Annotated in this window: 23 protein-coding genes and 1 tRNA gene; 14 read left to right on the top strand and 10 right to left on the bottom strand. The window is 64.9% G+C overall.

Going from position 1 to position 24,247, the window contains the following annotated elements; translation table 11 throughout:
- Positions 1-45 precede the first annotated feature (45 nt).
- From LQD00_RS03105 to topA, 3 genes are all read left to right on the top strand, one after another.
- Complete coding sequence (locus LQD00_RS03105; protein ID WP_004022110.1) at positions 46-249, top strand: cold-shock protein; 204 nt, start codon at positions 46-48, stop codon at positions 247-249.
- Positions 250-407: 158 nt separating this feature from the next.
- Positions 408-992 (top strand): hypothetical protein, encoded by a 585-nt coding sequence (locus LQD00_RS03100; protein ID WP_232715627.1) that lies wholly within the window; start codon positions 408-410, stop codon positions 990-992.
- A gap of 184 nt (positions 993-1,176) precedes the next feature.
- A complete protein-coding gene (gene topA, locus LQD00_RS03095; RefSeq protein ID WP_232715626.1) occupies positions 1,177-4,239 on the top strand; it encodes a type I DNA topoisomerase in 3,063 nt (1,020 codons plus the stop codon).
- A gap of 165 nt (positions 4,240-4,404) precedes the next feature.
- Here topA and LQD00_RS03090 read toward each other — a convergent pair whose 3' ends face one another.
- On the bottom strand, positions 4,405-5,865 hold the full coding sequence (locus LQD00_RS03090; RefSeq protein WP_232715694.1) for an adenylate/guanylate cyclase domain-containing protein: 1,461 nt from the start codon (positions 5,863-5,865) through the stop codon (positions 4,405-4,407).
- A 172-nt stretch (positions 5,866-6,037) separates the two neighbouring features.
- Here LQD00_RS03090 and LQD00_RS03085 point away from each other — a divergent pair, with 172 nt between their 5' ends.
- The 8 genes from LQD00_RS03085 (at position 6,038) to LQD00_RS03050 (ending at position 12,147) form a co-directional block, all read left to right on the top strand.
- The gene (locus LQD00_RS03085) at positions 6,038-7,324 is read left to right on the top strand and encodes a DNA polymerase III subunit delta' (protein WP_232715625.1); all 1,287 of its coding nucleotides are present in this window, start codon (positions 6,038-6,040) and stop codon (positions 7,322-7,324) included.
- Positions 7,325-7,392: 68 nt separating this feature from the next.
- Positions 7,393-7,761: an ArsR/SmtB family transcription factor gene (locus LQD00_RS03080; RefSeq protein ID WP_232715624.1), complete on the top strand. Its 369-nt coding sequence runs from the start codon at positions 7,393-7,395 to the stop codon at positions 7,759-7,761.
- A complete protein-coding gene (locus LQD00_RS03075; protein WP_232715623.1) occupies positions 7,758-8,285 on the top strand; it encodes an SRPBCC domain-containing protein in 528 nt (175 codons plus the stop codon). Before LQD00_RS03080 ends, LQD00_RS03075 begins: the two co-directional genes overlap by 4 nt.
- 64 nt (positions 8,286-8,349) lie before the next feature.
- On the top strand, positions 8,350-9,195 hold the full coding sequence (locus tag LQD00_RS03070; protein ID WP_232715622.1) for an ABC transporter ATP-binding protein: 846 nt from the start codon (positions 8,350-8,352) through the stop codon (positions 9,193-9,195).
- Positions 9,188-9,961, top strand: a complete 774-nt coding sequence (locus tag LQD00_RS03065; RefSeq protein ID WP_232715621.1) for an ABC transporter permease — start codon at positions 9,188-9,190, stop codon at positions 9,959-9,961. Before LQD00_RS03070 ends, LQD00_RS03065 begins: the two co-directional genes overlap by 8 nt.
- Positions 9,958-10,782 carry an ABC transporter permease gene (locus tag LQD00_RS03060; RefSeq protein ID WP_232715620.1) on the top strand — a complete coding sequence of 275 codons (825 nt, stop codon included), beginning with the start codon at positions 9,958-9,960 and terminating at the stop codon, positions 10,780-10,782. The genes LQD00_RS03065 and LQD00_RS03060 overlap by 4 nt, the downstream gene beginning before the upstream one ends.
- A 51-nt stretch (positions 10,783-10,833) precedes the next feature.
- Complete coding sequence (locus LQD00_RS03055; protein ID WP_232715619.1) at positions 10,834-11,895, top strand: ABC transporter substrate-binding protein; 1,062 nt, start codon at positions 10,834-10,836, stop codon at positions 11,893-11,895.
- A gap of 60 nt (positions 11,896-11,955) precedes the next feature.
- Positions 11,956-12,147: a hypothetical protein gene (locus LQD00_RS03050; protein ID WP_232715618.1), complete on the top strand. Its 192-nt coding sequence runs from the start codon at positions 11,956-11,958 to the stop codon at positions 12,145-12,147.
- A 60-nt stretch (positions 12,148-12,207) separates the two neighbouring features.
- On the opposite strand, the gene LQD00_RS03045 is transcribed toward LQD00_RS03050, so the two are convergent.
- Positions 12,208-13,050, bottom strand: coding sequence for an alpha/beta fold hydrolase (locus LQD00_RS03045; protein WP_232715617.1), 843 nt, complete (start codon positions 13,048-13,050; stop codon positions 12,208-12,210).
- A 143-nt stretch (positions 13,051-13,193) separates the two neighbouring features.
- Between LQD00_RS03045 and LQD00_RS03040 the strand changes: the two genes are divergently transcribed.
- The 3 genes from LQD00_RS03040 (at position 13,194) to LQD00_RS03030 (ending at position 15,562) form a co-directional block, all read left to right on the top strand.
- Entirely contained in the window at positions 13,194-13,766 is a 573-nt protein-coding gene (locus tag LQD00_RS03040) for a TetR/AcrR family transcriptional regulator (RefSeq protein ID WP_232715616.1), read from the top strand.
- A 248-nt stretch (positions 13,767-14,014) separates the two neighbouring features.
- A complete protein-coding gene (locus tag LQD00_RS03035; RefSeq protein WP_006866641.1) occupies positions 14,015-14,578 on the top strand; it encodes a hypothetical protein in 564 nt (187 codons plus the stop codon).
- A gap of 261 nt (positions 14,579-14,839) precedes the next feature.
- On the top strand, positions 14,840-15,562 hold the full coding sequence (locus tag LQD00_RS03030; RefSeq protein WP_232715615.1) for a hypothetical protein: 723 nt from the start codon (positions 14,840-14,842) through the stop codon (positions 15,560-15,562).
- Positions 15,563-15,581: 19 nt separating this feature from the next.
- On the opposite strand, the gene LQD00_RS03025 is transcribed toward LQD00_RS03030, so the two are convergent.
- The 8 genes from LQD00_RS03025 to LQD00_RS02995 all read right to left on the bottom strand — a co-directional run.
- Complete coding sequence (locus LQD00_RS03025; protein WP_232715614.1) at positions 15,582-17,006, bottom strand: ICP22 family protein; 1,425 nt, start codon at positions 17,004-17,006, stop codon at positions 15,582-15,584.
- Between the two features lie 304 nt (positions 17,007-17,310).
- Positions 17,311-17,425 (bottom strand) — tRNA-OTHER (locus tag LQD00_RS03020).
- Between the two features lie 1,581 nt (positions 17,426-19,006).
- Positions 19,007-20,145 (bottom strand): IS3 family transposase gene (locus LQD00_RS03015; RefSeq protein WP_232715613.1). Its coding sequence is split into 2 segments (ribosomal slippage): positions 19,007-19,875 and positions 19,875-20,145, totalling 1,140 coding nucleotides; the frame shifts between segments, so codons are not numbered across the junction.
- A gap of 280 nt (positions 20,146-20,425) precedes the next feature.
- Positions 20,426-21,121, bottom strand: coding sequence for an immunity 52 family protein (locus tag LQD00_RS03010; RefSeq protein WP_232715612.1), 696 nt, complete (start codon positions 21,119-21,121; stop codon positions 20,426-20,428).
- A 3-nt stretch (positions 21,122-21,124) separates the two neighbouring features.
- Positions 21,125-22,141, bottom strand: a complete 1,017-nt coding sequence (locus LQD00_RS03005; protein ID WP_232715611.1) for a Tox-REase-5 domain-containing protein — start codon at positions 22,139-22,141, stop codon at positions 21,125-21,127.
- A gap of 71 nt (positions 22,142-22,212) precedes the next feature.
- Positions 22,213-22,521, bottom strand: coding sequence for a type VII secretion target (locus tag LQD00_RS22855; protein ID WP_406566944.1), 309 nt, complete (start codon positions 22,519-22,521; stop codon positions 22,213-22,215).
- A gap of 89 nt (positions 22,522-22,610) precedes the next feature.
- The gene (locus LQD00_RS03000) at positions 22,611-23,147 is read right to left on the bottom strand and encodes a hypothetical protein (RefSeq protein ID WP_232715610.1); all 537 of its coding nucleotides are present in this window, start codon (positions 23,145-23,147) and stop codon (positions 22,611-22,613) included.
- A 275-nt stretch (positions 23,148-23,422) separates the two neighbouring features.
- On the bottom strand, positions 23,423-24,247 hold an 825-nt coding region (locus tag LQD00_RS02995), incomplete at its 5' end, for an IS3 family transposase (RefSeq protein WP_232715609.1).

Raw genomic sequence — 24,247 nt, 5'->3', positions numbered from 1 at the left:
TGACCCATCGTGTCGCGACAGTTGATATGTAAAGGATTGCAAGACATGGCACAGGGAACTGTGAAGTGGTTCAACGCGGAAAAGGGCTTCGGCTTCATCGCGCCTGACGAGGGCTCCGACGACGTGTTCGTCCACTACTCCGAGATCCAGGGATCCGGTTTCCGCACCCTCGAGGAGAACCAGCGGGTGGAGTTCGAGGTCGGCCAGGGCACCAAGGGCCCGCAGGCCACCGGCGTTCGCGCGGTCTGAGACCACCTGCGCAACTGCTCACGCAGATTGCCGACAACCGCTCCCGTCTCGATCAGTCGAGACGGGAGCGGTCTGTTTTGCGGGGGCCGATGAAGTGCCGCCGCGAACCGCCGCGGGAAAGGCCGGTTTCACGGACCCGGACCACCTAATCTCGATTTGTGGGCCAGTTGTCGTTTTTCTCCGCGGAGACCGAGGAGCCCGCGTACTCCGATCTCGCGGGTCTGCTCGCGGCGCACGGTCAGGCCGTCCGTTCGGATTCCGGTACGCGGGTCTCGATCGTCGTCCGCGATCGCTGGCGCGCGGAGCAGATCGTCGAGGAGATGCGGGCCTCCGGTCTCGACGCCGAGGTCACCACTTCTGATGAGGGCACCCCGCTGGCCCGCACCGCCGCGAGTCATGAACTGGACTCGCTGCACCGGGCGTGGTCGGCCGGCGCGGTCAAGGCGATGCCCGCCGGCTGGATTCCGTCGTACCGTGGGTTGCGGCTCTGGGTGATCGCCTCCGGCCACTCCGACGAGGGCCGCTACCAGCTCGGTCTCGATCCGCACGCCCCCGACACCCACGCAGCCCTCGCCACCGCCCTGATGCGGGTGGGGATCGCACCCACGCTGGTCGGCACGCGGGGCCATTCACCTGCACTTCGCATCGCCGGACACCGCCGTCTCGTTCGTTTGCACGAATACGTGGGTCCGCCGCCGAATGCCGCGGCGGTGCCGGATTGGCCACCTGCGGACATCCATTAGCGATCTCGACGAGAATTCTCTGACCTGGGAAAACGTTGACTGGAAGCGCGTTATGGGTCACATCTGACAGCGCGACACGGAATTCAGATGTGCAAACGGCGCTATACATAAGGTACAAACCCATCGAACACACCTGTTTCAACGCGCAGGTGGTTCTCCACCCAGTCAACCGAAGGACGCCCCGGTGGCCGAGACCAGCACCGCATCCCGCTCTAGTGGGGGAATCCGACGACTCGTGATCGTCGAGTCCCCTACGAAGGCGCGCAAGATCGCCGGTTACCTCGGCTCCAACTATGTGGTGGAGTCGTCCCGCGGCCACATCCGCGACCTGCCGCGCGGCGCCGCCGACGTCCCCGCCAAATACAAGGGACAGCCCTGGGCGCGTCTCGGGGTGAACGTCGACGACAACTTCGAACCGCTCTACGTCGTCTCGCCGGACAAGAAGACCACCGTCAGCGAACTGAAGTCGCTGATGAAGGATGTCGACGAGCTCTACCTCGCCACGGACGGTGACCGCGAGGGGGAGGCCATCGCCTGGCACCTCCTCGAGACGCTCAAGCCGAAGATCCCGGTCAAGCGGATGGTCTTCCACGAGATCACCGAACCTGCGATCCGCGCCGCCGCCGAGAACCCGCGTGACCTCGACATCGACCTGGTCGATGCCCAGGAGACCCGCCGCATCCTCGACCGCCTCTACGGCTACGAGGTGTCGCCGGTCCTGTGGAAAAAGGTCATGCCGAAGCTGTCGGCGGGCCGCGTGCAGTCCGTCGCGACGCGCATCATCGTCGAGCGTGAACGTGAGCGCATGGCGTTCGTGTCCGCCGAGTACTGGGACATCGCCGCGACCATGGACGCCGGCGCCGAGGCCAGCCCGTCGACGTTCAAGGCACGTCTGGTCAACGTCGACGACGCCCGCGTCGCCACCGGTCGAGACTTCGAGGCGACCGGCGAACTGAAGAAGTCCGACGGCGTCGTCGTGCTGAACGCCGACCGTGCGGAGAGCCTGGCCGCAGGCCTGCGTGGCGCGGCCATGACGGTGACGTCGGTCGAGGAGAAGCCCTACACCCGCCGCCCGTACGCGCCGTTCATGACGTCGACGCTGCAGCAGGAGGCCGGCCGCAAGCTGCGGTTCACCTCCGACCGCACCATGCGCATCGCGCAGCGGCTGTACGAGAACGGCTTCATCACCTACATGCGTACCGACTCGACGAGCCTGAGCGAGTCGGCGATCAACGCCGCCCGTGCCCAGGCCCGCGAGCTGTACGGCGACAATTTCGTCCATCCGACGCCGCGTCAGTACACCCGCAAGGTCAAGAACGCGCAGGAAGCCCACGAGGCGATCCGCCCCGCGGGCGAGACCTTCCGGACCCCCGGTCAGGTCGCCGGTCAGCTCGAGGCCGACGAGTTCCGCCTCTACGAGCTCATCTGGCAGCGCACCGTCGCCTCTCAGATGGCCGACGCCAAGGGCACCACGCTGAGCCTGCGGATCGCGGGCACCGCCTCCTCCGGCGAGCGCGCGACCTTCGCCTCGTCGGGCCGCACCATCACGTTCCCCGGCTTTCTGTCGGCCTACGTCGAGACCGTCGACGAGCAGACCGGCGGTCAGGCAGACGACGCCGAGAATCGCCTGCCGCAGCTGACCGAGGGACAGTCGCTCACCGCGACCGAGCTCACCGCCGACGGCCACTCGACCAACCCGCCGGCCCGTTTCACCGAGGCGTCTCTGGTCAAGGTGCTCGAAGAGCTGGGCATCGGCCGTCCGTCGACCTACGCCTCGATCATCGGCACCATCCAGGACCGCGGCTACGTCGTGAAGAAGGGCAACGCCCTCGTCCCGTCGTGGATCGCCTTCGCGGTGGTCGGACTCCTCGAGGCGTATTTCGAGAGTCTGGTCGACTACGACTTCACCGCGACCCTGGAAGACGACCTCGACCAGATCGCCACCGGCAACGAGAACCGCACCAAGTGGCTGACGGAGTTCTACTTCGGCGACGAGCGGTCCGGCGACGACGCCGAGGCACGTTCGGCGTCGTCGGCGATCGCCCAGTACGGCGGCCTCAAGAAGCTCGTCGGCGTCAACCTCGAGGAGATCGACGCCCGCCAGGTCAACTCGATCCGGCTCTTCGACGACGAAGAGGGCCGTCCGATCTACGTGCGCGTCGGCCGCTTCGGCCCGTACCTCGAGCGTGACGTCAACGCGAACAAGAAGACCGACGCCGACGCCGAACCCGATCTGCAGCGTGCCAACCTGCCTGCCGACATCACGCCGGACGAGCTGACCCTGGAGATCGCGGAGAAGCTGTTCTCGACGCCGCAGGAGGGTCGCTCGCTGGGCGTCGACCCGCTGACCGGTCACGAGATTGTCGCCAAGGAAGGACGTTTCGGCCCGTACGTGACCGAGATCCTGCCGTCCGACGACGATGACGACGACGGTGATGCCCCGATCACCATCCCTGCGGGTCCGACGCCGCGCGACGGCGGATCTCCCGGTGCCGGCGGCAGCGATGCCGGCGACGCCGACGTGGTCCCGCTCGACTCCCCGGGCGGCGGCACCACCACCAAGACCAAGCCGGCTGCGAAGAAGGCCGCCAAGAAGGCAGCGAAGAAGGCCGGTCCCAAGCCGCGCACCGGCTCGCTGTTCAAGTCGATGGACATCTCGACGGTCACCCTCGAGGATGCGCTGAAGCTGCTGTCGTTGCCGCGCGTCGTCGGCGTCGACCCGGAGTCCGGCGACGAGATCACCGCGCAGAACGGCCGCTACGGTCCGTACCTGAAGAAGGGTTCCGATTCGCGGTCCCTCGCCAGCGAGGAACAGCTCTTCGAGATCACCCTCGAGGAAGCCCTGAAGATCTACTCCGAGCCGAAGCGTCGCGGACGGCAGGCCGCCGCGCCGCCGCTGCGTGAACTGGGCAAGGACGATGAGGTCAGCGGCAAGCCGATGGTCATCAAGGACGGCCGCTTCGGTCCGTACGTGACCGACGGCGAGACCAACGCCAGCCTGCGCAAGGGCGACGAGGTCGACTCGATCACGCCGGAGCGCGCGATGGAACTCCTCGCCGATCGTCGTGCTCGCGGCCCGGCCAAGAAGGCGGCGAAGAAGGCCGCCAAGAAGGCCCCCGCCAAGAAGGCTGCGAAGAAGACGGCCGCCAAGAAGACCACGAAGAAGGCTACCGCCAAGAAGACGACCGCCAAGAAGACCGCGGCGAAGAAGACAGCCGCGAAGAAGGCGGATTCGTCGGAGGACTGAACGCTCCACTCGCTGTGCGAGGAGCGATGGCGACGAGCCTCGAAGGCCTGGTGAGATGACGTCGCCGGCCCTTCGTGGCTCGCTTCGCTCGCACCTCAGGGAGCGGGGGCTGCGACCTCCGCTGGCCGAGTAGGCCCGAGGGGCTACCCGAGGACCGTATCGAGGTCAGTCCCTGCGGTACGGCTCCATGTGCGGGCGGGCGAGGAGGGTCTCGATCCCGCGTCCGCGGAGTTCGACGCCCTCGCCGATCTCCCAGTGCTCGGCCTCCTGGTGCGAGGCCAGGAACACCGCACGGGCCGAACCCAGCACGCGGGTGGGCTCGTCCTTCGCGAGTTCGGTGAGGCGGGCGGCCTCGTTCACCGGGTCGCCGATGACGGTGTACTCGAGGCGCTGCTCGGCGCCGATGTGACCGGCGATCGCCTTGCCTGCGGAGACGCCGATGCCGATGTCGGTGTCGCCGAGGGTCTGGTACAGCTCGGCACGCAGCTCGCGGGCGGAGGCCAGCGCGCGACCGGCGAAGTCGTCGAGGTCGAGGGGAGCGCCGAAGATCGCGAGCGCCGCGTCACCCTGGAACTTGTTGACGAAGCCGCCATGGCGTCCGACGACGGTCACGACCACCCGGAAGAACTCGTTGAGCAGCTCGACGATCTCGCGCGGCGGACGGTTCACGGCCAGGCGCGTCGAACCGACGATGTCGACGAACAGCACGCCGACGTAGCGTTCCTCGCCGCCGAGTTCGGTACCGGTCTCGATGGCGCGTCGGGCGACGTCCTCGCCGACGTAGCGGCCGAACAGGTTACGTAGTTCCTGTCGTTCGCGCAGGTCGGCGACCATGTCGTTGAAGCCGGCCTGCAGCAGGCCGAGGTCGCTGCCGTCGTAGATCTTCACCGCGACATTCAGGTCGCCCTCGCTGACCTTCGACTGGGCGCGACGCAACTGCTTGATCGGGTCGTTGATCGCGGCGACCACGCGCACGATCGCGATGACGCTGAACGCGAGGGCCGACACCGCCATCCACAGGATCGGACGCTCGAGGCCGGTGGAGTCGCCCTCGAAGATGCCCAACCGGTGCAGCACGATCAGGCCGATGATCACGACCATGGGCGCAACGACGCTGATCACCCAGAACGCCGTAATACGGGTGGTGACGCTCGGGGCGATCGCATGGTCGGGGTTGTTGGCCATCGCGGCGACGGTGATCGGACGCATCACCTTCTCGGCCTGCATGTAGCTCAGGGCGCAGGTGACCATCGCACCGATGGCGCTCGCGATGGCGACGATGAAGGCGTTTTTCGACGACACGGTCAGGTTGACCAGAGTGAAGAGCGTGCCGCCCACCACCCACAGCGCGGCGTTGACGACCGTCAGTAGCGTCGGCAGGGCGAGGGCGCGGCGTCGGGCGGCCTCGTTGTCGAGTCGGGTGCGTCGGCGATGCCACACGAGGACGGGCAGCGACAGCTGGATGCTGGCGTAGCCGCCGATGACCATCGCGATCATGAGGTAGCCCGCGAAGATCACCTGGTTCAGCGCGGTGATCTCGTCGAGGCTGATCGAATCCTGGAGTGGCATCCCGAAGCGGAGGAATGCGAAGGTGAACAGTGCGCCGACGAGATTCGCACGGAGCATGTCGAGCGCGAGGATCGGCCACGGCGTATGAATCAGCCATCGGCCAAGGTGCAGGACCTTGGACCACCGCGACCGCTGTTCCACCACGGAGACTACGGTAGCTGGCTGCTTGCAATCGTTAAACACGGTTCCGCCAGGTTGGCGTGTCCGAACTGCGGTTTAGGGTGTCGTTGTGACCAATGTCTTTGATCGGCTGACCGGCCAAGAGGCGATCGCGGACGATCTGCGCGCCGCGGCGCGTGCCGCGCGGGTCCTCGCGCAGCAGCTCGACGCGGGCAGCAGCGAGGGCCTGTTCGTGCCCGACGACGAGATCCCGGGCGTCGACGCGGGGTGGTCACGCGCGTCGATGACGCACTCCTGGTTGTTCACCGGGCCGCCCGGAAGCGGTCGTTCGGTCGCGGCGACGTGTTTCGCGGCCGCCCTGCAGTGCCAGTCGCCCGAGTCGGCGAACGTCGGCTGCGGCGAGTGCCGCGCTTGTGTGACGGTGATGGCCAAGACCCACGCCGACGTCCGGCACGTGGTGCCCGAGGGTCTGAGTCTGGCGGTCAACGCGATGCGCGACATCGTCCAGGCCGCTGCTCGACGCCCCGGGACCGGCCGCTGGCAGATCGTGATCGTGGAGGACGCCGACCGCCTCACCGAGCAGGCCGCGAACGCCCTGCTGAAGGTCGTCGAGGAGCCGCCACCCCGGACCGTCTTCCTGCTGTGCGCGCCGTCGGTGGACCCCGAGGACATCTCGGTCACCCTCCGATCGCGATGCCGGCACGTCGCGCTGGTGTCGCCGACACCCGCGGCCATCGAACGGGTCCTGATCGAACGCGACGGCCTCGACCCTGACCAGGCCCGCTGGGCGGCGTCGGTCTGCGGCGGCCACATCGGTCGCGCCCGGCGCCTCGCCACCGACCCCGACGCCCGTTCTCAGCGGGAGAAGGCGCTGTCGCTGGCGCGGGCGGCTTCCCGGGATTCGACGGCATACGCCGCGGCCGAGGAGCTGGTGCGTTCGGCGGAGACCGCGGCCAAGGCGATCAGCGCGGAACTCGACGAGGCCGAGACCGAGGAGATGAAGACCGCGCTCGGTGCGGGCGGTACCGGCAAGGGGACCGCCCGGATGCCCCGCGGTAGTGCCGGCGCGCTCAAGGAGCTGGAGAAGCGACAGAAGTCGCGGGCCACGCGCGTCGGACGCGACGTCCTCGACCGCGCCCTCGTCGACCTCGCCGCGCTCTTCCGCGACGCGCTCGTCGTCGGGGTCGGGGCGAAGGTGACCGCGATGCACCCCGACAAGTCCGATGACATCTCGATACCCCTGGCCGGCTACGCCCGCCCCGAGCAGTTGCTGGCCTGCGTCGAGGCCGTCCTCGACTGTCGTGAGGCGCTGGACATGAACGTCAAACCCAAGTTCGCGGTGGACGACATGGTTGCCCGGATCGGGTTGGCACTCAAGCGCAAGGTCGACGCCTAGAAATTCAGTTGGATCACGATTTTCGCCGATCCACCCACTATTGGTAACTTATGTGTTACCAATAGTGGGTGGATGCATTCGAGGCGATCGCCGACCCGACCCGTCGGGCACTCGTCGAACGTCTCGCGCAGCGCCCCGCGCGTGTCGTCGATCTGGCGGCCGAACATCCGGTCAGCCGTCCCGCGATCTCGCGTCACCTACGGGTCCTCGGCGAGGCCGGCGTCGTCTCGGCCGTCGACCACGGCCGCGAGCGGCACTACGAACTCGTGCCCGGCGGACTGGCGCCGCTGCGCGACTGGCTCGACGGACTGGCGTCGGGGGCAACGCCGCCGTTCGGTGAGCATCATCTCGACGCGCTCGATCTCGAGGTTCGACGCACCGTGCGGGAGTTCGACGACCCGGGCAACCAGACCGGCGAACAGAAGGAGACAGGATGAATGCCGACGTGACGGCCACCGGCCGCCGTGAGATCCGCGACGGGGTGTCCTACGTGGTCCTCGAGCGAACCTTCGCAGCGCCTGTCGCCGCGGTGTGGGCGGCCATCACCGAACCCGGACGGCTGGAACGGTGGGTGGGGACCTGGGACGGCGATCCGACCGAAGGTTTCGTCGATTTCCGCATGACCGCCGAGGGTGAGGACGCGGCGCCGGAGCGAATGTCCATTCTGGAATGCGAGCCGCCGAACCGACTCGTCGTCGAATCGAAGTCGCCCGATCCCGAGGGCGGACCCGACGACGTGTGGCGGCTGGAGTTGGATCTCACCGAGGTCGATGGGACGACCACACTCACGTTCGCGCAGGGACTTCCGCGCCCCGAGATGGCCGAGAACGTCGGCCCCGGGTGGGAGTACTACCTCGATCGGCTCGTCGCGGCCGAATCAGGCAGCGGCGTCGACGCGGTGGACTGGGATGCCTACTATCCGGCGCTGTCGGGCCCGTACGCGCAGATGTTCGCCGACTGACCACGGCGGGACTCTTACGAGACGGTAATCCGCCAGCAACACGGCCTCTTTAACGTCTCCGGTCATGACACGCCCCCTGGGTACGGGGATCAACATCTCTGGACTGACCAAGACGTTCACCTCCCGCTCGTTGCGCGGGAGTTCGACGGTTACCGCGTTGTCCGACGTCTCGCTGAGCACGTCGGAGGGTTCCTTCCTGTCGTTGCTCGGCCCGTCGGGCTGCGGCAAGTCGACGGTGCTGCGCATCCTCGCCGGCCTCGAGGACGCGACTTCGGGGACCGCGCTGATGAACGGTCACTCGCCCCAGGATCTCCAGCGAAATCATGAGCTGGGCATCGCTTTCCAGGACTCGGCGCTGCTGCCGTGGCGGTCGGTGGAGTCCAACATCAAGCTGCCGCTGCAGGTCGGCGGCATGCCGGCCGACGACGACCTCGTCGCCGACCTGATCGAACTGGTCGGCCTCGAGGGTTTCGAGAAGTCGAAGCCCGCGATGCTCTCCGGCGGTATGCGTCAACGTGTTTCGATCGCTCGCGCGCTGGTGGTGAAACCGACTGCCCTGCTGCTCGACGAACCGTTCGGCGCACTCGACGACATGACCCGGCAGCGGCTCAACGTCGAGCTGCTGCGCATCTGGACCGAGAAGCCGGCGACCACGCTGATGGTCACACACGGCATCGCGGAGGCGGTCTTCCTCTCCGACGTGGTCGCGGTCATGAGTCCACGTCCGGGCACGGTCGTGGAGGTGGTTCCCATCGATCTGCCGCGTCCCCGTGTCCCGGAGATGATGCGTACGCCCGAGTTCCATGCGATACATGACCACCTCTCCGGACTCCTGTTCGGCAAGCAGGCGACCACCGAACCGGTCGAAGACGTTGCACCGGAACCTGTTGCGGAGGGTGTGAGTGGCTAGATTCGGGTCGGTCCGATGGGTGGCCGGTCTCGGGGGAATCGTCGGGCTCATCGTGGTGTGGTGGATCGCCGGCGCGCTGGAGTTGTTCGGCGGAACGATCCCGACGCCGTGGTCGGTGCTCGCCGAGATCGGCGGCACCGGTTCCTCCTACTACGTCGACAACTTCTCGCTGACAGTCGAACTCGCGCTCCGCGGTTTCCTCTGGGGCAACGGGCTCGCGATCGCCCTTGCCGTGGTCGTGATCTTGTTCCCGCCGGTGGAGGGTCTCGCGACCCAGCTCGCGATCCTGTCGTACTGCACGCCGATCATCGCGGTCGCGCCGATCATCCAGGTGGCCTTCGCCGAGGTGACGACGATGATCGTCTTCCTCGCCGCCATCTCGGTGTTCTTCACGACGATGATCGGGACGCTGTCGGGTTTGCGCTCACCGCATGCCGGAAGTCTCGACCTCGTCAAGGTCTACGGCGGTGGCCGCTTCGCGCAGCTGTGGCGGGTGCGCTCCGTCGCCGCATTGCCGAACACGCTGGCCGCCATCAAGATCGCTGCTCCGGCCGCTGTGCTCGGCGCGGTGCTCGGTGAGTTCCTCGCGATGCCCGAGACCGGTGCCGGACCGGCGATGATCATCGCCCAGCAGAGCGGCAACATCCCGCAGGTGTGGGCCATCGCCCTGATCAGCGGAGCGGTTGCGGGCATCGGTTACGCCGTGGTCGCGGTGATCGCCAAGTATGCGACGGCCTGGTCGAACGGAACGGCGGCGGGACGATGAGCACCGAGGTGGGAACGGGTGGCCTCGGAACCGGCGGTCTGTGGGCGGCGGGACGTTTCCTCGGGTCGCTGCTGCTGTCGTTCGCCCTGATCCTGGTGATCTGGTGGCTGTTCCTGCTGGCCTTCCCCGACATCGGGCCGATCATCGGGCGCACACCGGTCGATGTGTTCGACTATCTCTTCGTCGATGCCGACGCGCAGGCGGCTCGGAACGTGATCTTCGGCAATCTCTGGATCACGTTGCAGGATGCGGCAATCGGATTCGTCGCCGGCATGCTCGCGGCGGTCGCCACGGCGGCGATCTTCGTCGTGTCGCGGTCGGCCGCACAGACGTTCATGCCGATCGCGATGCTCCTCCGGTCGGTGCCGCTGGTCGCGATGACACCGCTGATCACCGTCATCGTGGGTCGGGGCGTCGCGGTGGTCGCGGTGATGGGCGGGATCGTCGTGTTCTTCCCCGCGCTCGTGATGATCATGACCGGGCTGTCGAATGCGCCGCGTCAGGTCACCGATGTGATCAGCGTGTACGGCGGCGGACGCTGGACGGCTTTGCGGCGCTCCGCGATTCCGTCGGCGGTGCCGTCGCTGTTCAGCGCGGCCAAGGTTTCGGTACCGGGCGCGCTCATCGGCGCGACGGTCGCCGAATGGTTGGGGACCAACAAGGGTCTCGGTGCGTCCCTGCAGCGGGCCCTGCCCGCGGCGGCCTATGACGAGCTGTGGGCCTCGGTCCTCGTCATCACCGTGGCTTCGATCGTCATCTACGCCGTGGTGGGTGTCGTCGAGACTGTCGTCCTGTCACAGATGGGAATGCAGCACAACTGAGGTCGAGCACTCGCACGACCGGATCTGCTTCTGGCGAAAGGTAATTCTCACATGGCGAACTCCTTCGACCGTCGGTCGTTCCTCCGCTACTCGATGATGGGCGGCGCGGCCGCCGGTGCCCTCGGTCTGACCGGCGCGCTGTCGGCGTGCAGTTCCGGCGGCACCGCGAGCGGGGGAACGAGCTCGACCAATCCGAAGGTCCAACTGTCGTGGCAGAAGAACATCGAGTTCGCGGGTGAGTACTTCGCCCTCGAGAACGGCTACTTCGAGGAGGCGGGTCTCGGCACACCCGAGCTGATCACCGGTGGTGGTGCGGGGACCGGTGTCGAGAACGGTCTGACGTCGAACAAGGTGTGGATCGGCATGTCCTCGCCGCAGCTGACCGCGCCGGTGATCCTGCAGGGCGCGAAGCTGATGACCGTCGCTGCGACGTTCCAGCGCAACCCCTTCTGCATTGTGTCGTCGGCGGACAAGCCGATTCTGAGTCCCGAGGATATGAAGGGCCGCAAGATCGGCGTCCAGGCGACCAACGAGAACGTCTTCCAGGCGCTGCTCACCGCCAACAACATGACCGAGGCCGACATCCAGAAGATCACCGTCCAGTACGACCCGACGCCGCTGAAGAACGGCGAGGTCGACGGCTGGGTCAGCTATGTGACCAACGAACCGATCACCCTGGAGGAGAGCGGTTTCCCGAATGCCAACTTCCTGTTCGCCGATTTCAACCTGCCGCTCGTCGCCGAGACGCTCGTCGTCCGGCAGGACACCATCGACAACGAACGCGACAAGGTGAAGGCCTTCCTCAAAGCCGACATCAAGGGTTGGTACGACGCGGTGGCCGACCCGGCGGGTTCGGCACGGCTCGCGGTCACCAAGTACGGCAAGGACCTCGGCCTCGACGAAGCCGAGCAGACCAAGGAGGCCATCGCCCAGAACACCCTCGTGGTATCCGAGGACACCAAGGCCAACGGCCTGCTCACGATGACCGACGAACTGATCGCGCAGAACATCGAAGCCCTCGCCAAGGGCGGCTTCGCGCTCGAGGCCGAGGACATCTTCGACATGTCGCTCATCAAGGAGGTCTACGAGGAGAACCCCGACCTGAAGAAGTGACCCGCCCTATCATTGGTGCACGGTCGATGGCCGTGCAGCCGATGAGCGAGGGAGCAGACGATGTCGGACTTCATCCGCAAGATCAAGGAAGAGGCCAGGGCCGTCTCGGCTGCCATCGATCAGGAACTGACCGTCCTCGAAGGAGTTCCCGGATACGACCCGCTCGCCGATGACACGGACGAGGAATCGTCCGACGAGTCGGCGCCCGTCGAGTCTGCGTCCGTCGAATCCGGTGACGAGACCAGCAAGTAGAAACGACGCAGCGGCCGTCGGGTGGGATCTCCCCGCCCGGCGGCCGTCGTGCGCGTGGGCTCACTTCTTGACGAACCCCAGCAGCGCCTCGTTGACCTCGGCGGCGTGCGTCCACAGCAGACCGTGGGGAGCGCCCGCGATCTCGACGTATTCGGCCTCCGGGACGGCATCGTGGAAGCGACGGCCGGTGGCGTCGATCGGCAGGATGTTGTCCGCGGTGCCGTGCAGGATCAGCGTCGGCTTGCCCGAATCACGAACTGCGGCAACGTCCTCGCGGAAGTCCTCGATCCAGGTCGGGACGACGGCGTAGGCCGCGACCTGTGCGCTGCCGACAGCGGTGATCCAGTTGGCGTCGACGACTTCCTGGGTGACGCGGGTGCCGAGGGTGTCGTCGAGGTTGTAGAAGTCCTTGTAGAACTGGGTGTACCAGGCGTACCGGTTCTCCTTGGCGGCCTGAGCGATGCCGTCGAAGACCGCGGCGTCGACGCCCTCGGGGTTGTCGTCGGTCTTCACCAGGAACGGCTCGAGCGAAGCGAGGAACGCGAACTTGGCGACCCGCTCGGTCCCGTACGTTCCGGCGTAGCGTGCGAGTTCACCTGTGCCCATGGAGAATCCGACCAGGATGACGTCACGCAGGTCGAGGGTCTTGAGCACGGTGTTCAGGTCTGCGGCGAAGGTGTCGTAGTGGTAGCCGGTGCCGACCTTGCTCGACTTGCCGAAACCCCGGCGGTCGTAGGTGATGACCCGGTAGCCGGCGTCGATCAGCTCGCGAGCCTGTAGCTCCCAGCTGTTGCCGTCGAGTGGGTAACCGTGGATGAGCACGACCGGCTGACCGGTTCCGTGGTCCTCGTAATACAGCTCGATGTCGGTGGTGTTCTCGGTGCCGACGGTGATGTAGCCCATTGCGATCACTTCTTTCTTGTTCAGCGACCCGAGGGGTCGGATGGAAGCCGAGGAGAACGTTCGTTCTCCGGCTGATTGCTACACTAGAGAACGATCGTTCCCCGCGCAAGGGGTAACTCGGAATCCAGTGAGGACGGTGCATCGTGGCAGCTTCGAAGGACATCGCGGTCGACCCGCGCGACCAGGTCATTCGCGCCGCGGACGAGTTGTTCAACGCCTACGGGGTCCACGCGGTCGGGATGGACAAGGTCCGCGACGCCGCAGGCGTGTCGCTCAAGAGGATCTACTCGCTGTTCCCCTCCAAGGAGGCGCTTATCCTCGCGGTCCTCGACGACCGGACCCGGCAGTGGAATGCGGGTGTCGCCGCCTGCACGGAAGGGTTGTCGACGCCGCGGGAGAAGCTGCTGGCGATCTTCGACTTCCTGCTCGGATGGTTCGGCACCGACGAGTTCCGGGGCTGCGCGTTCATCAACGCCTACGGCGAGTTGGGTGGGGAGCTGCCGTCGGTCGCCGAGGCGGTGCGTAAGCAGAAGACTGCATTCCAGGACTACGTGGCCGGCCTGGTCGCAGAGCTCGGCGGGCCGTCGCGCCTGGCTGCTCAGCTGGCGATTCTGGCGGAAGGGGCACAGACGACGGCGGCGATCGCCGGCACCACGAAAGCGGCCGAAGATGCCCGGAGTGCCGCCGAAATCCTGATCGATCAGGCTCTCGGATAGATTGTCATCCGTTCGAAGGAAATGTAACAATAAGCATTGTTAGTGGGTCATCTGAACCATTTCATGAGACATTTTCGCTGATTGATCTCGTGAGAGCAAAATTGAGTCATCATTCCGACCTGGGCAAACGTTCGTGTTTCGAATGTTCAATTCGGTCTGCTAATGTCCCGGCGTAATCAATTCGTTGTGTTGTGTTGTGGGGGACTGAAGCACAACGGATCTCGGGCTGGGAAAGGTACACAATCACAATGCGATTCACCAAGGTGGCGACGGCGGGATTCGGGCTGGCAGCGGCAGCCGCGATGACATTCTCCGGATCGGGAGGCGCGTCCGCGCTGCTGTTGATTCCGGCCTCGTTCACCCACACCCAGTCGCTCAGTAATGGAACGCTGACGGTGAAGGTGAACAACAACACGTCGTCGACGGTGAAGTGCAATCTGTCCGTCCACGAGGCGAGCAAGGAGTCGCAGGTCAAGCTGGCAGTCGCCAAGGTGAACACCCACCTCGCCGGCGGGGTCAGCGATACGCTTCTCGCCGCGGCGCGCCAGGAAGTTGAGGCAGACGCGCTGAAGGTGGTGTGGACCAAGAAGTCGATCTCGTCGAACGGTTCGTCCACGGCAACGTGGAAATCCGGGCGTGCCGACGCGTCGTACGTGATCTATCAGGATTGCTCCTCCGATTCGCTTTTGGGTCTGACGTTCAGCGGCCTCGCGCAGGAGTACAAGGTGACCGGAACCGGCAAGTCCCCTGACTCGCCCGACGACTCGGGCAACGGCAGCCTCAGCGGGCTGTTCGGCGGTCTGCTCGGATAGGTCCCGATAGGCGGGGGGGCGAGCGCTGCTCGTCGGCCCCGCCGTCGCTTCGGCGTGCGTGACTTCGCACGCCGACATAACCCTGCGCTGGGCACATCGTCGTGGCTGTAGGAATCAGATCAATCATTTCCCCCCGACATCGCTTCGTCGGGCTCACCCTGCGACTCGCGTCGCGGGGCAATGAATCATGCGTACGAAAGGGATCACATGCGACTCTCACGCTTGGCACTGGCAGGAATCGGAGTGGCGGCCGGGGCCGCCGTGGCACTCACCGGAAGTGGAGAGGCCTCGGCGATCCTCATTTTGCCGTCGTACTATCCGCACACCCAGTCGCTCACCAACGGCACGGTGACCGTGAACGTGCAGAATGAGACGTCGAAAACAGCGACCTGCTGGCTGTCGATCCACGCAGCGAGCAAGGAAAGTCAGCTTGATGTTCGCGCGGCCGCCGTCAACACGGTCATTGCCTCGGGCATCGAATCTGCGGCGCTCGACAAGGCTCGAGAGGACGCGGCAGAGGGTGCGCTGAAAATCGTCTGGGACGGTCAGTCCATCGCCAAGGACGCGCTGGCGATCGGCACCTGGGCCTCGAACCGAACCGACACCTCGTATGCGATCTACCAGGAGTGCACAACGCCGGATACGGCCACAGGTTTGACGATCAACGGCCGGGCCCAGGTCTACAAGGTGAACGGAACCGGCAAGCCCGCGGACAACCCCGGCGGTGGTGACAACGGCGGTGGTGACAACGGTGGCGGAGATAACGGCGGTGGTGACAACGGCGGTGGTGACAACGGTGGCGGAGATAACGGCGGTGGTGACAACGGTGGCGGAGATAACGGCGGTGGTGACAACGGCGGTGGTGACAACGGCGGTGGTGACAACGGCGGTGGTGACAACGGCGGCGGAGATAACGGCGGCGGTGACAACGCGGGCGGCGACTCGGGTAACGGCAGCCTAGGAAACCTGTTCGGCTCCAGCTAGTCTCACGGCCGGTGGGGAATCAGGCGGCTTCGCGGCCCGACGAATCCCCACCGGCTGAACCGGTTTCGGAGGAGTCGGACTTCTCGCGATCGTTGCCGACACTGGTGCTCGGGGAGTGGTCACCACCGGCCGATGAGCCGGAATCCGACGATCCGCTGTCGCCGGACTCGCCGTTGTCCGAACCCGATGCTCCTTCGGAACCCGAATCCGACTGATCGGCATCCGGCTTGTCGGAGCCTTCGGGTCGGTCGCCGGTATCTCCGCGGTCGGGCTCGCGCTCGGCGGCGGGCGCCCGGTCATCGGTGGGGGCGTCGTCGACCGCCGGCGGCACAGCGCCGACCGGGACGATCCCCCGCGTTTCCGGCGGACCCTCCGGCTTCTCCGCGCCGGTCGCCACCTCGGACGGCACGGTGACGGTGTATCCGTCGCCAGAAGCGTCCTGTTTCACCGAATCCGCAGCCGTGACCGGCACTGCGGCGGTTCCGGCATGCGGCGCCTGGGTCGGGTAGTAGGCCTCGGCGAGCGCATCCCAACGAGCGAGAGCATCCTTGTCGTAGGCGATTCCGAGCGCGTCGTAGACAGTGGCCACGAGCAGCGCCAGAGGATGCGCTGCATCGTAGACGAGGTACGTGGTGTTGCCGGCGGTGAACTCCTTCGGGTCACCCAGGCGCTCGACGTCGCCGTACATATGCGGACCGTTGCCCGAGTGAATGGTGAAGAACCCCGCCGCGTTGACGACGAGCGACGTGACCGGTCGGTACGCCACCCACTGGAAGTTGCTGACCGGGTCGCCGACGACGATCACCGAGACGATTCTGACGGTGCCACTGGCTCCGGGGTCGCGGGCGCCGTTGGCATCGATCCCGGCCACCTCCACGAATGGCTTCAGGAACGGCATGGTGTCGAGCCAGGCCTTGATCCCCCACGGGCTCCGCGGGTCGGAGACGAGGACGACCATGTCCTTGCCCGGGACCAGGAAGTCATTGTCATAGGCGCGCGGGTTCTCGGCGGCGTCACCGAGTGCATCGGCCCCCTGTGAATAGCCGGTGTAGACGACGAACGGTCGGTCCGCGCCCATGTCGGCGAACGCGGCCATGACGGCCAGATTCTGGTTCATCGCATGTTCTTTGGACTCGTCGTAGCCCGGCGCGAACGGTGCGAGCTTGTTCGAGCGGCCGGCGATGACGGGTCCGAAGGACTCGGGGTAGTTGATGATGAGCGTCTGACGCCCGCCGACGTACGGCAGGTTGCGCGGGATCAGCGTGGTGTCGTTGGTCCCAGGGGTGACGACCATGACCGTGCCGTCGGGCAGGTCAGGGAACATGTCGCTGGTGTTGTCGTGTTGCGTGGCCTCGCGCACGATCTCACGATCGATGAGGGATTCGACGACGGCGGTGACGTTCGTCGATGCGACGGCGATCGGCACGACGGTGCCGAGAGACAACGCGCTGAGCGTCAGCGATGTGGCTGTTGCGCGCGATGGTCTACGAGAAGATGTGGCAGTTCGCGCCGGTTGAGACCGGTGCTTTCCTCCCCGACGTGCCCCCAATGGACCCTCCTACAGTCGGAAGGAGTCTATGGAGCAGGGGGCCCAGGGCGTGTCATCCAAATGGATTAACACCGACATTCCTGGCACGCAATTATCTTTGACCGGCTAAGGGTTTGGTGTAGGCGGTTCGCCGGTGGGTGTGTGGCAGGGGTGCTGATCGGCTAGGGGCGTCGTGCTGTTGAAGGTCGCACGATCCTGGTGGAGCCGCCCAGGGGAATCGAACCCCTGACCTATTCATTACGAGAATATTTAACCCGCCTCGTCGGGGGCGTCAGAACTGGCTTGACCTGCTATTAAGCGCTGGCTAGAGCGGCCTAGAGGTGGCTTCGTGCGGCTCCATACCGACACGGTGCCGCCACGGACTCACTGCTTGTACTCCTGCAAAGAGATGACCCCGAACCGCGCCATCGGTCCGGGGTCGGGAGGCACGAAGATGCAATCAACACGACTTGGAGTGCCCGCTGCCGATGGTAGTGGACTCGGGTTGCAGCGGGGAGATGACGCGGCAACTGGCGGAGGCGCCGAAGCGAGCACGGGCGCCAGCCCGCGCGCAGCGGAGGTGCCGACGGGGCCGCGGAGCGGCCCTCTTGGTAGTACTCAGAGTAGTTGCGACACACGGGTGGAGAAGGCGGGTGGCGTCCGAGGGCTAAGTCGTGGGGATCGTCGCCGGGTGAGGTACGGGGCACGTGCACTTCTGTGGCGTGCGTCGACTCTGAAGTCAGTTCGTTGTTGTGGAAGGACGATTCATCAAGATACTGATCCCGGTGATGGAGGGACTCAGCCCAGGAGCAGCCGAGTAGGTCAGTTTGTTTCGATCCGGCGGTCCCACGGAGAAGGTCGCGAGGCGGTTGCCGGCTTCGGCAATCTAATGACTTGTGGCTCTGTGTGGGCTTGCCCGCGGTGCTCGGCGGTGATATCTCAGTCTCGTAGCGAGGAGGTTGCGTCGGCGATCAGGAAGTGTCAAGCCGATGGCGGGACCGTATATCTGATGACGCTAACCATGCGGCACAGTTCCGGCGATCGGCTGGCGGAGCTCTGGAGTGGTCTCAGCGGGGGATGGCGTACCACCTTTGGTGGGGTGTCTTGGTCGGGTGAGAAGGATCAAGATGGCCAAGGCAACGTAGTTAGACGATGGCGGACCAAGGGAGGCGAGGCCCGTTCGACCACTCGGCCTCGACGGCTCGGCGATGCAGAACTGTTCGACGTTGCAGGTCTCGTCCGTACCGTCGAAGTGACTTACGGGAGACCTCATCTCGGTGGGCATGGTTGGCATCTGCACGTTCATGCGCTTGTCTTCACCGCAGGCGGTCTATCTCGGGCGTTGCGCGGTGACTGGATGGACCGGTTGCGTCAAATGGGCGTGTCCAGCGTGGTAGGCGGAGATTGGTTGGCGCAGAAAGCATTTGCTAGCCGTGTCTTCGAACGGTGGGTGAAGGGTGTTACAAAAGCGGGGCTGGAGGCACCCGGTGCGGCGGCGGTGGATGTGCGACCAATCACCGACGGTGGTGCGGAGTTCGTAGGGGCCTACCTGGCTAAATCGACTTATGACATCGCTGCGAAGCTAGGACTCGAAGTTGCTGCTGGGTCACAGACGAAAGAGGTCCGAACTCGGGTGAATGTCACCCCATTCGAGTTGTTGTACGAACTGTCGGAAGCTCTGGGAGCACGGCAATTTGGAATCAACACTCCGAGGCGCTGGGCCACCGTGGAGCTGGAGGATGGTTCGCTGGCCATCCACGACTTGGAGACCTCCGAACTGACGTCCGTGACAGCGCCCCACCTGTGGAGGGTCTGGCACGAGTTTGAGCAGGGTTCGAAGGGGCGGCGGCAGGTTACCTGGTCACATCGTCGAAAGGAGCCAAATAGTGAGGGGGACCCATTCGATGGTCCAGTCGCTATGCGGCTTGAGGTTGGTGGGTCGTGGTCCACTGTAGGGCGAACTCGGCGGGGGTGAGTCCGTGGTGGGCCGAATGGGGTCGGTTGGCGTTGTAGTCGATCCTCCAGTCTTCGATGATGACCCGGGCTTCGCGCAGGGAGTCAAAGCGCCAGGAGTTGAGCAGCTCGTCGCGCAGGCGGCCGTTGAACGATTCGATCCAGGCGTTCTGCCACGGGGAGCCGGGGTCGATGAATAGTGATCCGGTGCCGTTGAATCGGCACCAGTCGTTGATGGCGTGAGCGACGAATTCCGGTCCGTTGTCGAACCGCACGTAGCDCGGTGGACCATGTATCAGGGCCAGGCGGTCGAGAACGTCAACCACGCCATCGGCGTTGATGACGCGGTCGACGTGGATCGCCAGGGCTTCGCGGGTGAACTCGTCGATCACGTTGAGCATTTTGATGGTTCGGCCGTCGGCGGTGGTGTCGAATTGGAAGTCCATCGCCCAGATCACGTTCGGCCGGATTGGGCACATCGCCCCAACCGCGGTCCCGATTCCGGTGAGCCGTTTCTTCCTGCGGCGCTGGGGAACTCGCAGCCCCTCCTCGCGCCACAGGCGGCGGATGCGTTTGTTGTTGACCGTGAAGCCCGCTTTGCGCGCGGCGATCGCGGCGCGTCGCCAGCCCCAGCGGGGCCGGTCGGTGGAAAACCCACGTAGCCAGGACCGCAGCTCGGCTTCCTCCGCGGTGATCGGCGCTGGGTGCAGTCGCATCGTGGAGCGGTGGATGCCCACCACAGCACATGCTCGCCGCTCAGATACCCCGAACCGCTCACGCAGCATCGTCACGGCGCTGCGCTTGCGGTTCGGGGTCAGAAGTTTCCCGACGAAATCTCCTTGAGCATGTCGATATCGAGGGCCTGGTTGGCGACCAACTTCTTGAGCCGAGCGTTCTCAGCTTCGAGTTCTTTGAGGCGTTTGACGTCATTGGCCTTCATGCCCCCGTACTGGGCCACCCAGCGATGCCAGGTCGACTCTGTGACCTCCAGATGCCGGCACACCTCAGCCAACTCCTGCCCGGTCCCGAGGAGCTTGTTGCCCTCGGCCAGCTTGCGGATGATCTGATCCGGCGTATGCCGCCGGCGCTTGCTACCTGCCATGTCGTCGTCGATTCTTCCTGCCCAAACACTCGGGCAACAGAGTCGCACAACAACTGGACCACTACGAAGGGCCCACCTCAGGGTCTGGCAGGCTCCATCCCGCGCGGTGCCTGCCAGCAGCGTACGCAAACCTAGCAAAAGACCACGTCAGGCGCACCGGCGACAGGGCAATTGGTTCGTTCAGTCGAACTTCTGGAGCCAAGGTGTCCTGCAGCCCGGCTGTGTGGCTCCGTCCGAGGCGAAACATGTCTGACATGGGCTTTTGGGTCGCTAGGCCACCTCACTCGTATCCGAGTGCCTTCCTCAAAAGGCGGGCTTGATCAATGCTCGGGTCTTGCGGTGTTCCTGACAGTGTGAAGTAGACACCGTCGTCCTGCCGAGTCTGCGTAATGGGACTGCCTACCAGCATCTGGTGGGCGAGCGGAGTTCGATCGCTAAGGTAGGTGTCCCAGCCGACGGGGATCTGATTGGCAGTCGAGTCCCAACCCTGTGCCTTCCTGAACTCGTAGGTGTGTGCGCTTAGGTAGTCGGGGTGCCATGCTCGGACGAGGGCGGCCATGTGGTCTTTGACCGCACGGGCCACCACGAGTTGATCGTCGGTATTGAAGTTGAGCCGGACGAGGATATGGTTGCGGACACCTCGCGGGCCTTCGAGCCCGGCGCGAATACGGCACTCGACGGCATATTCCTCTGCGTTGTCGAGGAGGTAGAGCTTGATGTCGAAGCCAGGCTTGGGGCGTCGTCCTCCGACAGCATCGCTCGTAGTTCGTTCGATACGTGTCGCGATATCGGAGATGTCAGAAGCGTCGTCGAGCGAATCGTAGATGTAGTCATCACCTTCTTTGCGTGGTGTCACCCACTTCCCGGATGGCTCGTCCGGCATCGCCGACACCATGCTGGACGTGGCTTGGGCGACGGATTCGAGGGACTGAGCTCGCCAATCCCAGCCGCCGATGATGATGATGATTGAAGTCATTGACTATTTCTCCGGTGGAACGTGTTTGACTCGGATTCGATCACCGAGTCCGAGGTCTTCAATCTGCTTCTCTACCGCCTTCTCGAGTGCTGGGGTGGCGACGCGCCACTCAACTTCGGCGTCGTGTTCCTCCGCAGCGTCGTATTGGCGTTGCAACTGATCAGGAAGTTGCTCAGCGAACGTGGTCTTCTTTAGTGATCCGTCCTCCTTGATCATCCAGTCGTAGCCCTCGCCCTTGGCTTCGATCCAGGTCTCTTTCGTGTCGTCGGTAGCCGGCTCCATGCCGTCGACCTTCACCGAGCCGCTCGGGGCGTCCTCCGATGGGATCTTGTAGGTCACACCGGGATCGGTACCGGTGACCTGCCGTTCGTAGTCGGCGGCGCGTTTGGACCACCCTGACTCGTTTTCGGGGACCCACTCGCCGCTGCCCCCGCCGCTGGTGTCGATGTCCGCGCGATTGAGCAGCTCGTTGATGTCGATGTCGGGGAAGTTCTCGATAGCCCAGTTAATTGCAAGAGCTGCGCCCACTACGGCAGCTGTGGCAATGAGTGCAAGGGCGGCGATCTCAAGAAGGCTTGCTCCGGCTAGCGCGCCGAGAATGAGTGGGAACGCGACGGTCTGAATCTTCCCAGAACTAGCGTCGTCGGCATCCACCAACTGGTAGTACGCCCGGTTGATGAGCCCCTGCCATAGTGCGACCCGCTCCTCGGCGTCCTCAGCCCCGGGATCGACGGCCGTGACAATCCAGTTGTCGCTCACTAGGCATCGGTTCGCCTCCGCGGCATCTGCCTGCGCGAGAAGTGTCACCGCAGCGTGATGCATCTCCGTGAGGCCGCCGTGTGCTGTGCCTCCGGCTTCGGAGATCACATCGGCGGTGCGGATGTGTGTTTCGTGGAACTGTTCGACTGTGTAGAAGGCGGTCGAGTATGCAGGTCCCGTCCAACCGCCAGAGGTGCCGAGTGAACCGCCCTCCGTGTATGTCCGCTTACTCGACGCCTCGAGTACTTGGGCTTGAGACACCAAGGACTCCTGGGCAATGCCGGCAGCAGCTTGAGCAGCCCACGTACGCACAGCAGATCGAGTTAGGGTGCTCATACGTTCAGTACGCCTTCGGGAGGAAAGCCTTTGCTCGCCTCCGTATCTGCGGCGACGTAAGTATCAGCCGCGTTTACGACAGTCGGTGCCAGCTGACTCAGCTGCTGGGAAGCGTGTGAGATCGCAGCTTGAACGATTGCGTCCAGACCTACTAGTGCGACTGCGGTCTTGCTGCCCCGGACCAGTCCAGCGGCCTCTGTGAGACCGGCCTGTGAGGCCGAGTTCGCGATGGCGCCAGCTGAATCTGCAACTGTGCCGCCGTACGTACGAACCTGCTCCGGATTCACAGCAATCTCGTCTGGCATCTACTTCCCCCTCGTTCCTGTGACGAGTAGTTTCTCAGACGACGGAGGGCGGGTGCCTAGTGCTCCACAGGTGGCCTCCTGGCACAAGCTCAGCTGACGTTCCACAGGCCGATTATCGCGCCTGCCTGAGGTGGGAGCCGTACGTTGGAGTACAAGTCCAAGGCATCATCAGTAGGGTCCTCAAGGGTGAATATCCTTTTGCCATAACCGGTTTCGTAGCCAACGATCGTCGCAACCTCCACAACGAACCCGGACATAGTGGCGACGAACGTTCGTCCGAGTAGCTTGTCTGGCTCGCGCACTGCCCACCAACCTCGGACGCCGTCGCGCCGCAACGGCGTGGGTAGTCGCCTGTGCCAGCCCCTCCACCTGGCCTCTGAATCACTCCACGTTGCTGCGGTCACTTTCACCTGAAGTGTCGGCGTGGTCGGTTCCACCGTGGGCCAACTCTTGAGGCGCTCGATTGCGGATGCGAGCGCTTGTAGGCCGCCACGGTCGTCCTTGTACGTCTCGCCAGCGACTTCGCCGGCGAGGAGCTGTTGTGCGCCCACGCGGTTGATGCCGAGCGCGGCGGACACTGCTGCGGTTCCCATCACGCGTATCGGCTCAATGTCGATCTCGTTCACCCGGCCAAGCTATCTGAATGATGCTCCATTCCGCACGACTGGCTGACCTACTGCACGTGCGTATGGCGGATGAGGTACGGTGGTGAGCGCAGTCAGGCGCAGGGCGTGACTGGGTAGAGAAGGGAAGAGCCGATGGGTGACATCAGTCGGGCCGTGATTGCGGGACTGCGTGCTTCGGATGTGACGGTGGTGTCTATGGGCGGAGCGGGTCGGCCCGTTCCCGAGTTTCGCGACGGGCAGCGAACTGAATCGCCCCGGGTTTGCTGGGGGCTCGGTTACTTGGTTCCAGCGACTGCCGAGACCGGGTTCTCACGGTAGCTGGTGACTGTGTGGGTCGACCAGTAGGTGGTCTCGTACTCGACGGGCGGAACGTGCCCGATCTCGCCGTGCAGGCGGCGGTGATTGAACCAGTCGATGTACTCGGCGACGGCGATCTCGACCTCGCCGACACCGCCCCAGCCACCGCGAGGGCGCATGACTGGGTTACGGATACACTCGGCCTTGAACAACGAGTTGAACGCCTCGGCCATCGCATTGCCGTACGAATCACCCTTGGAGCCAACAGAAGTCACTGCGTCTGCTTCGGCGAGACGTTCGGTGTAGCGGATGGCTCGATACTGCACTCCGCGGTCGGAGTGGTGAATCAGCCCGGCCACGCCCTGGCCGGCACGCGACCGCGCCCACAACCCCATATCCAAGGCGTCGAGCGCGAGGTCGGTGTGCATGGTGGTCGAGACCTGCCAGCCCACGACCATCCTTGAGAAGACGTCGAGGATGAACGCGGCATACACCCACCCTGAATGTGTGCGGATGTAGGTCAGGTCCGCCACCCACAGCGCGTTGGGCGCCGCCGCGGTGAACTGCCGTTCGACACGATCGGCCGGCTGCGGAGTTTTGGCCCCCTCGCTGTGCGTGGTCTTCCGCGTCTTGGATCTCGTTATCCCCTGCAGCCCATCAGCTTTCATCAACCGCTCGACGGTGCACCGGGCCACGCCGATTCCCTTTCTGGGTAGTTGGGCGTGGACTTTGCGGTCAGCGTAGACGCCGAGATTGTCGGCATGCACGGTGCGGATTTCACCGAGGATCTCGCGGTCACGGAC

The organism is Gordonia metallireducens, from assembly GCF_021245825.1.
GTDB classification, from domain to species: domain Bacteria; phylum Actinomycetota; class Actinomycetes; order Mycobacteriales; family Mycobacteriaceae; genus Gordonia; species Gordonia namibiensis.
Note: the sequence above shows the minus strand (reverse complement) of the source record. Positions and strands in the feature narration are given on the sequence as shown.

Coding starts and splice junctions, on each gene's coding strand:
- LQD00_RS22855 (WP_406566944.1), bottom strand. CDS start 22,521: ATGCCAGACGAGATTGCTGTGAATCCGGAGCAGGTTCGTACGTACGGC.
- LQD00_RS03050 (WP_232715618.1), top strand. CDS start 11,956: ATGTCGGACTTCATCCGCAAGATCAAGGAAGAGGCCAGGGCCGTCTCG.
- LQD00_RS03045 (WP_232715617.1), bottom strand. CDS start 13,050: ATGGGCTACATCACCGTCGGCACCGAGAACACCACCGACATCGAGCTG.
- LQD00_RS03060 (WP_232715620.1), top strand. CDS start 9,958: ATGAGCACCGAGGTGGGAACGGGTGGCCTCGGAACCGGCGGTCTGTGG.
- LQD00_RS03035 (WP_006866641.1), top strand. CDS start 14,015: ATGCGATTCACCAAGGTGGCGACGGCGGGATTCGGGCTGGCAGCGGCA.
- LQD00_RS03105 (WP_004022110.1), top strand. CDS start 46: ATGGCACAGGGAACTGTGAAGTGGTTCAACGCGGAAAAGGGCTTCGGC.
- LQD00_RS03055 (WP_232715619.1), top strand. CDS start 10,834: ATGGCGAACTCCTTCGACCGTCGGTCGTTCCTCCGCTACTCGATGATG.
- LQD00_RS03010 (WP_232715612.1), bottom strand. CDS start 21,121: ATGACTTCAATCATCATCATCATCGGCGGCTGGGATTGGCGAGCTCAG.
- LQD00_RS03070 (WP_232715622.1), top strand. CDS start 8,350: ATGACACGCCCCCTGGGTACGGGGATCAACATCTCTGGACTGACCAAG.
- LQD00_RS03075 (WP_232715623.1), top strand. CDS start 7,758: ATGAATGCCGACGTGACGGCCACCGGCCGCCGTGAGATCCGCGACGGG.
- LQD00_RS03090 (WP_232715694.1), bottom strand. CDS start 5,865: ATGCTCCGTGCGAATCTCGTCGGCGCACTGTTCACCTTCGCATTCCTC.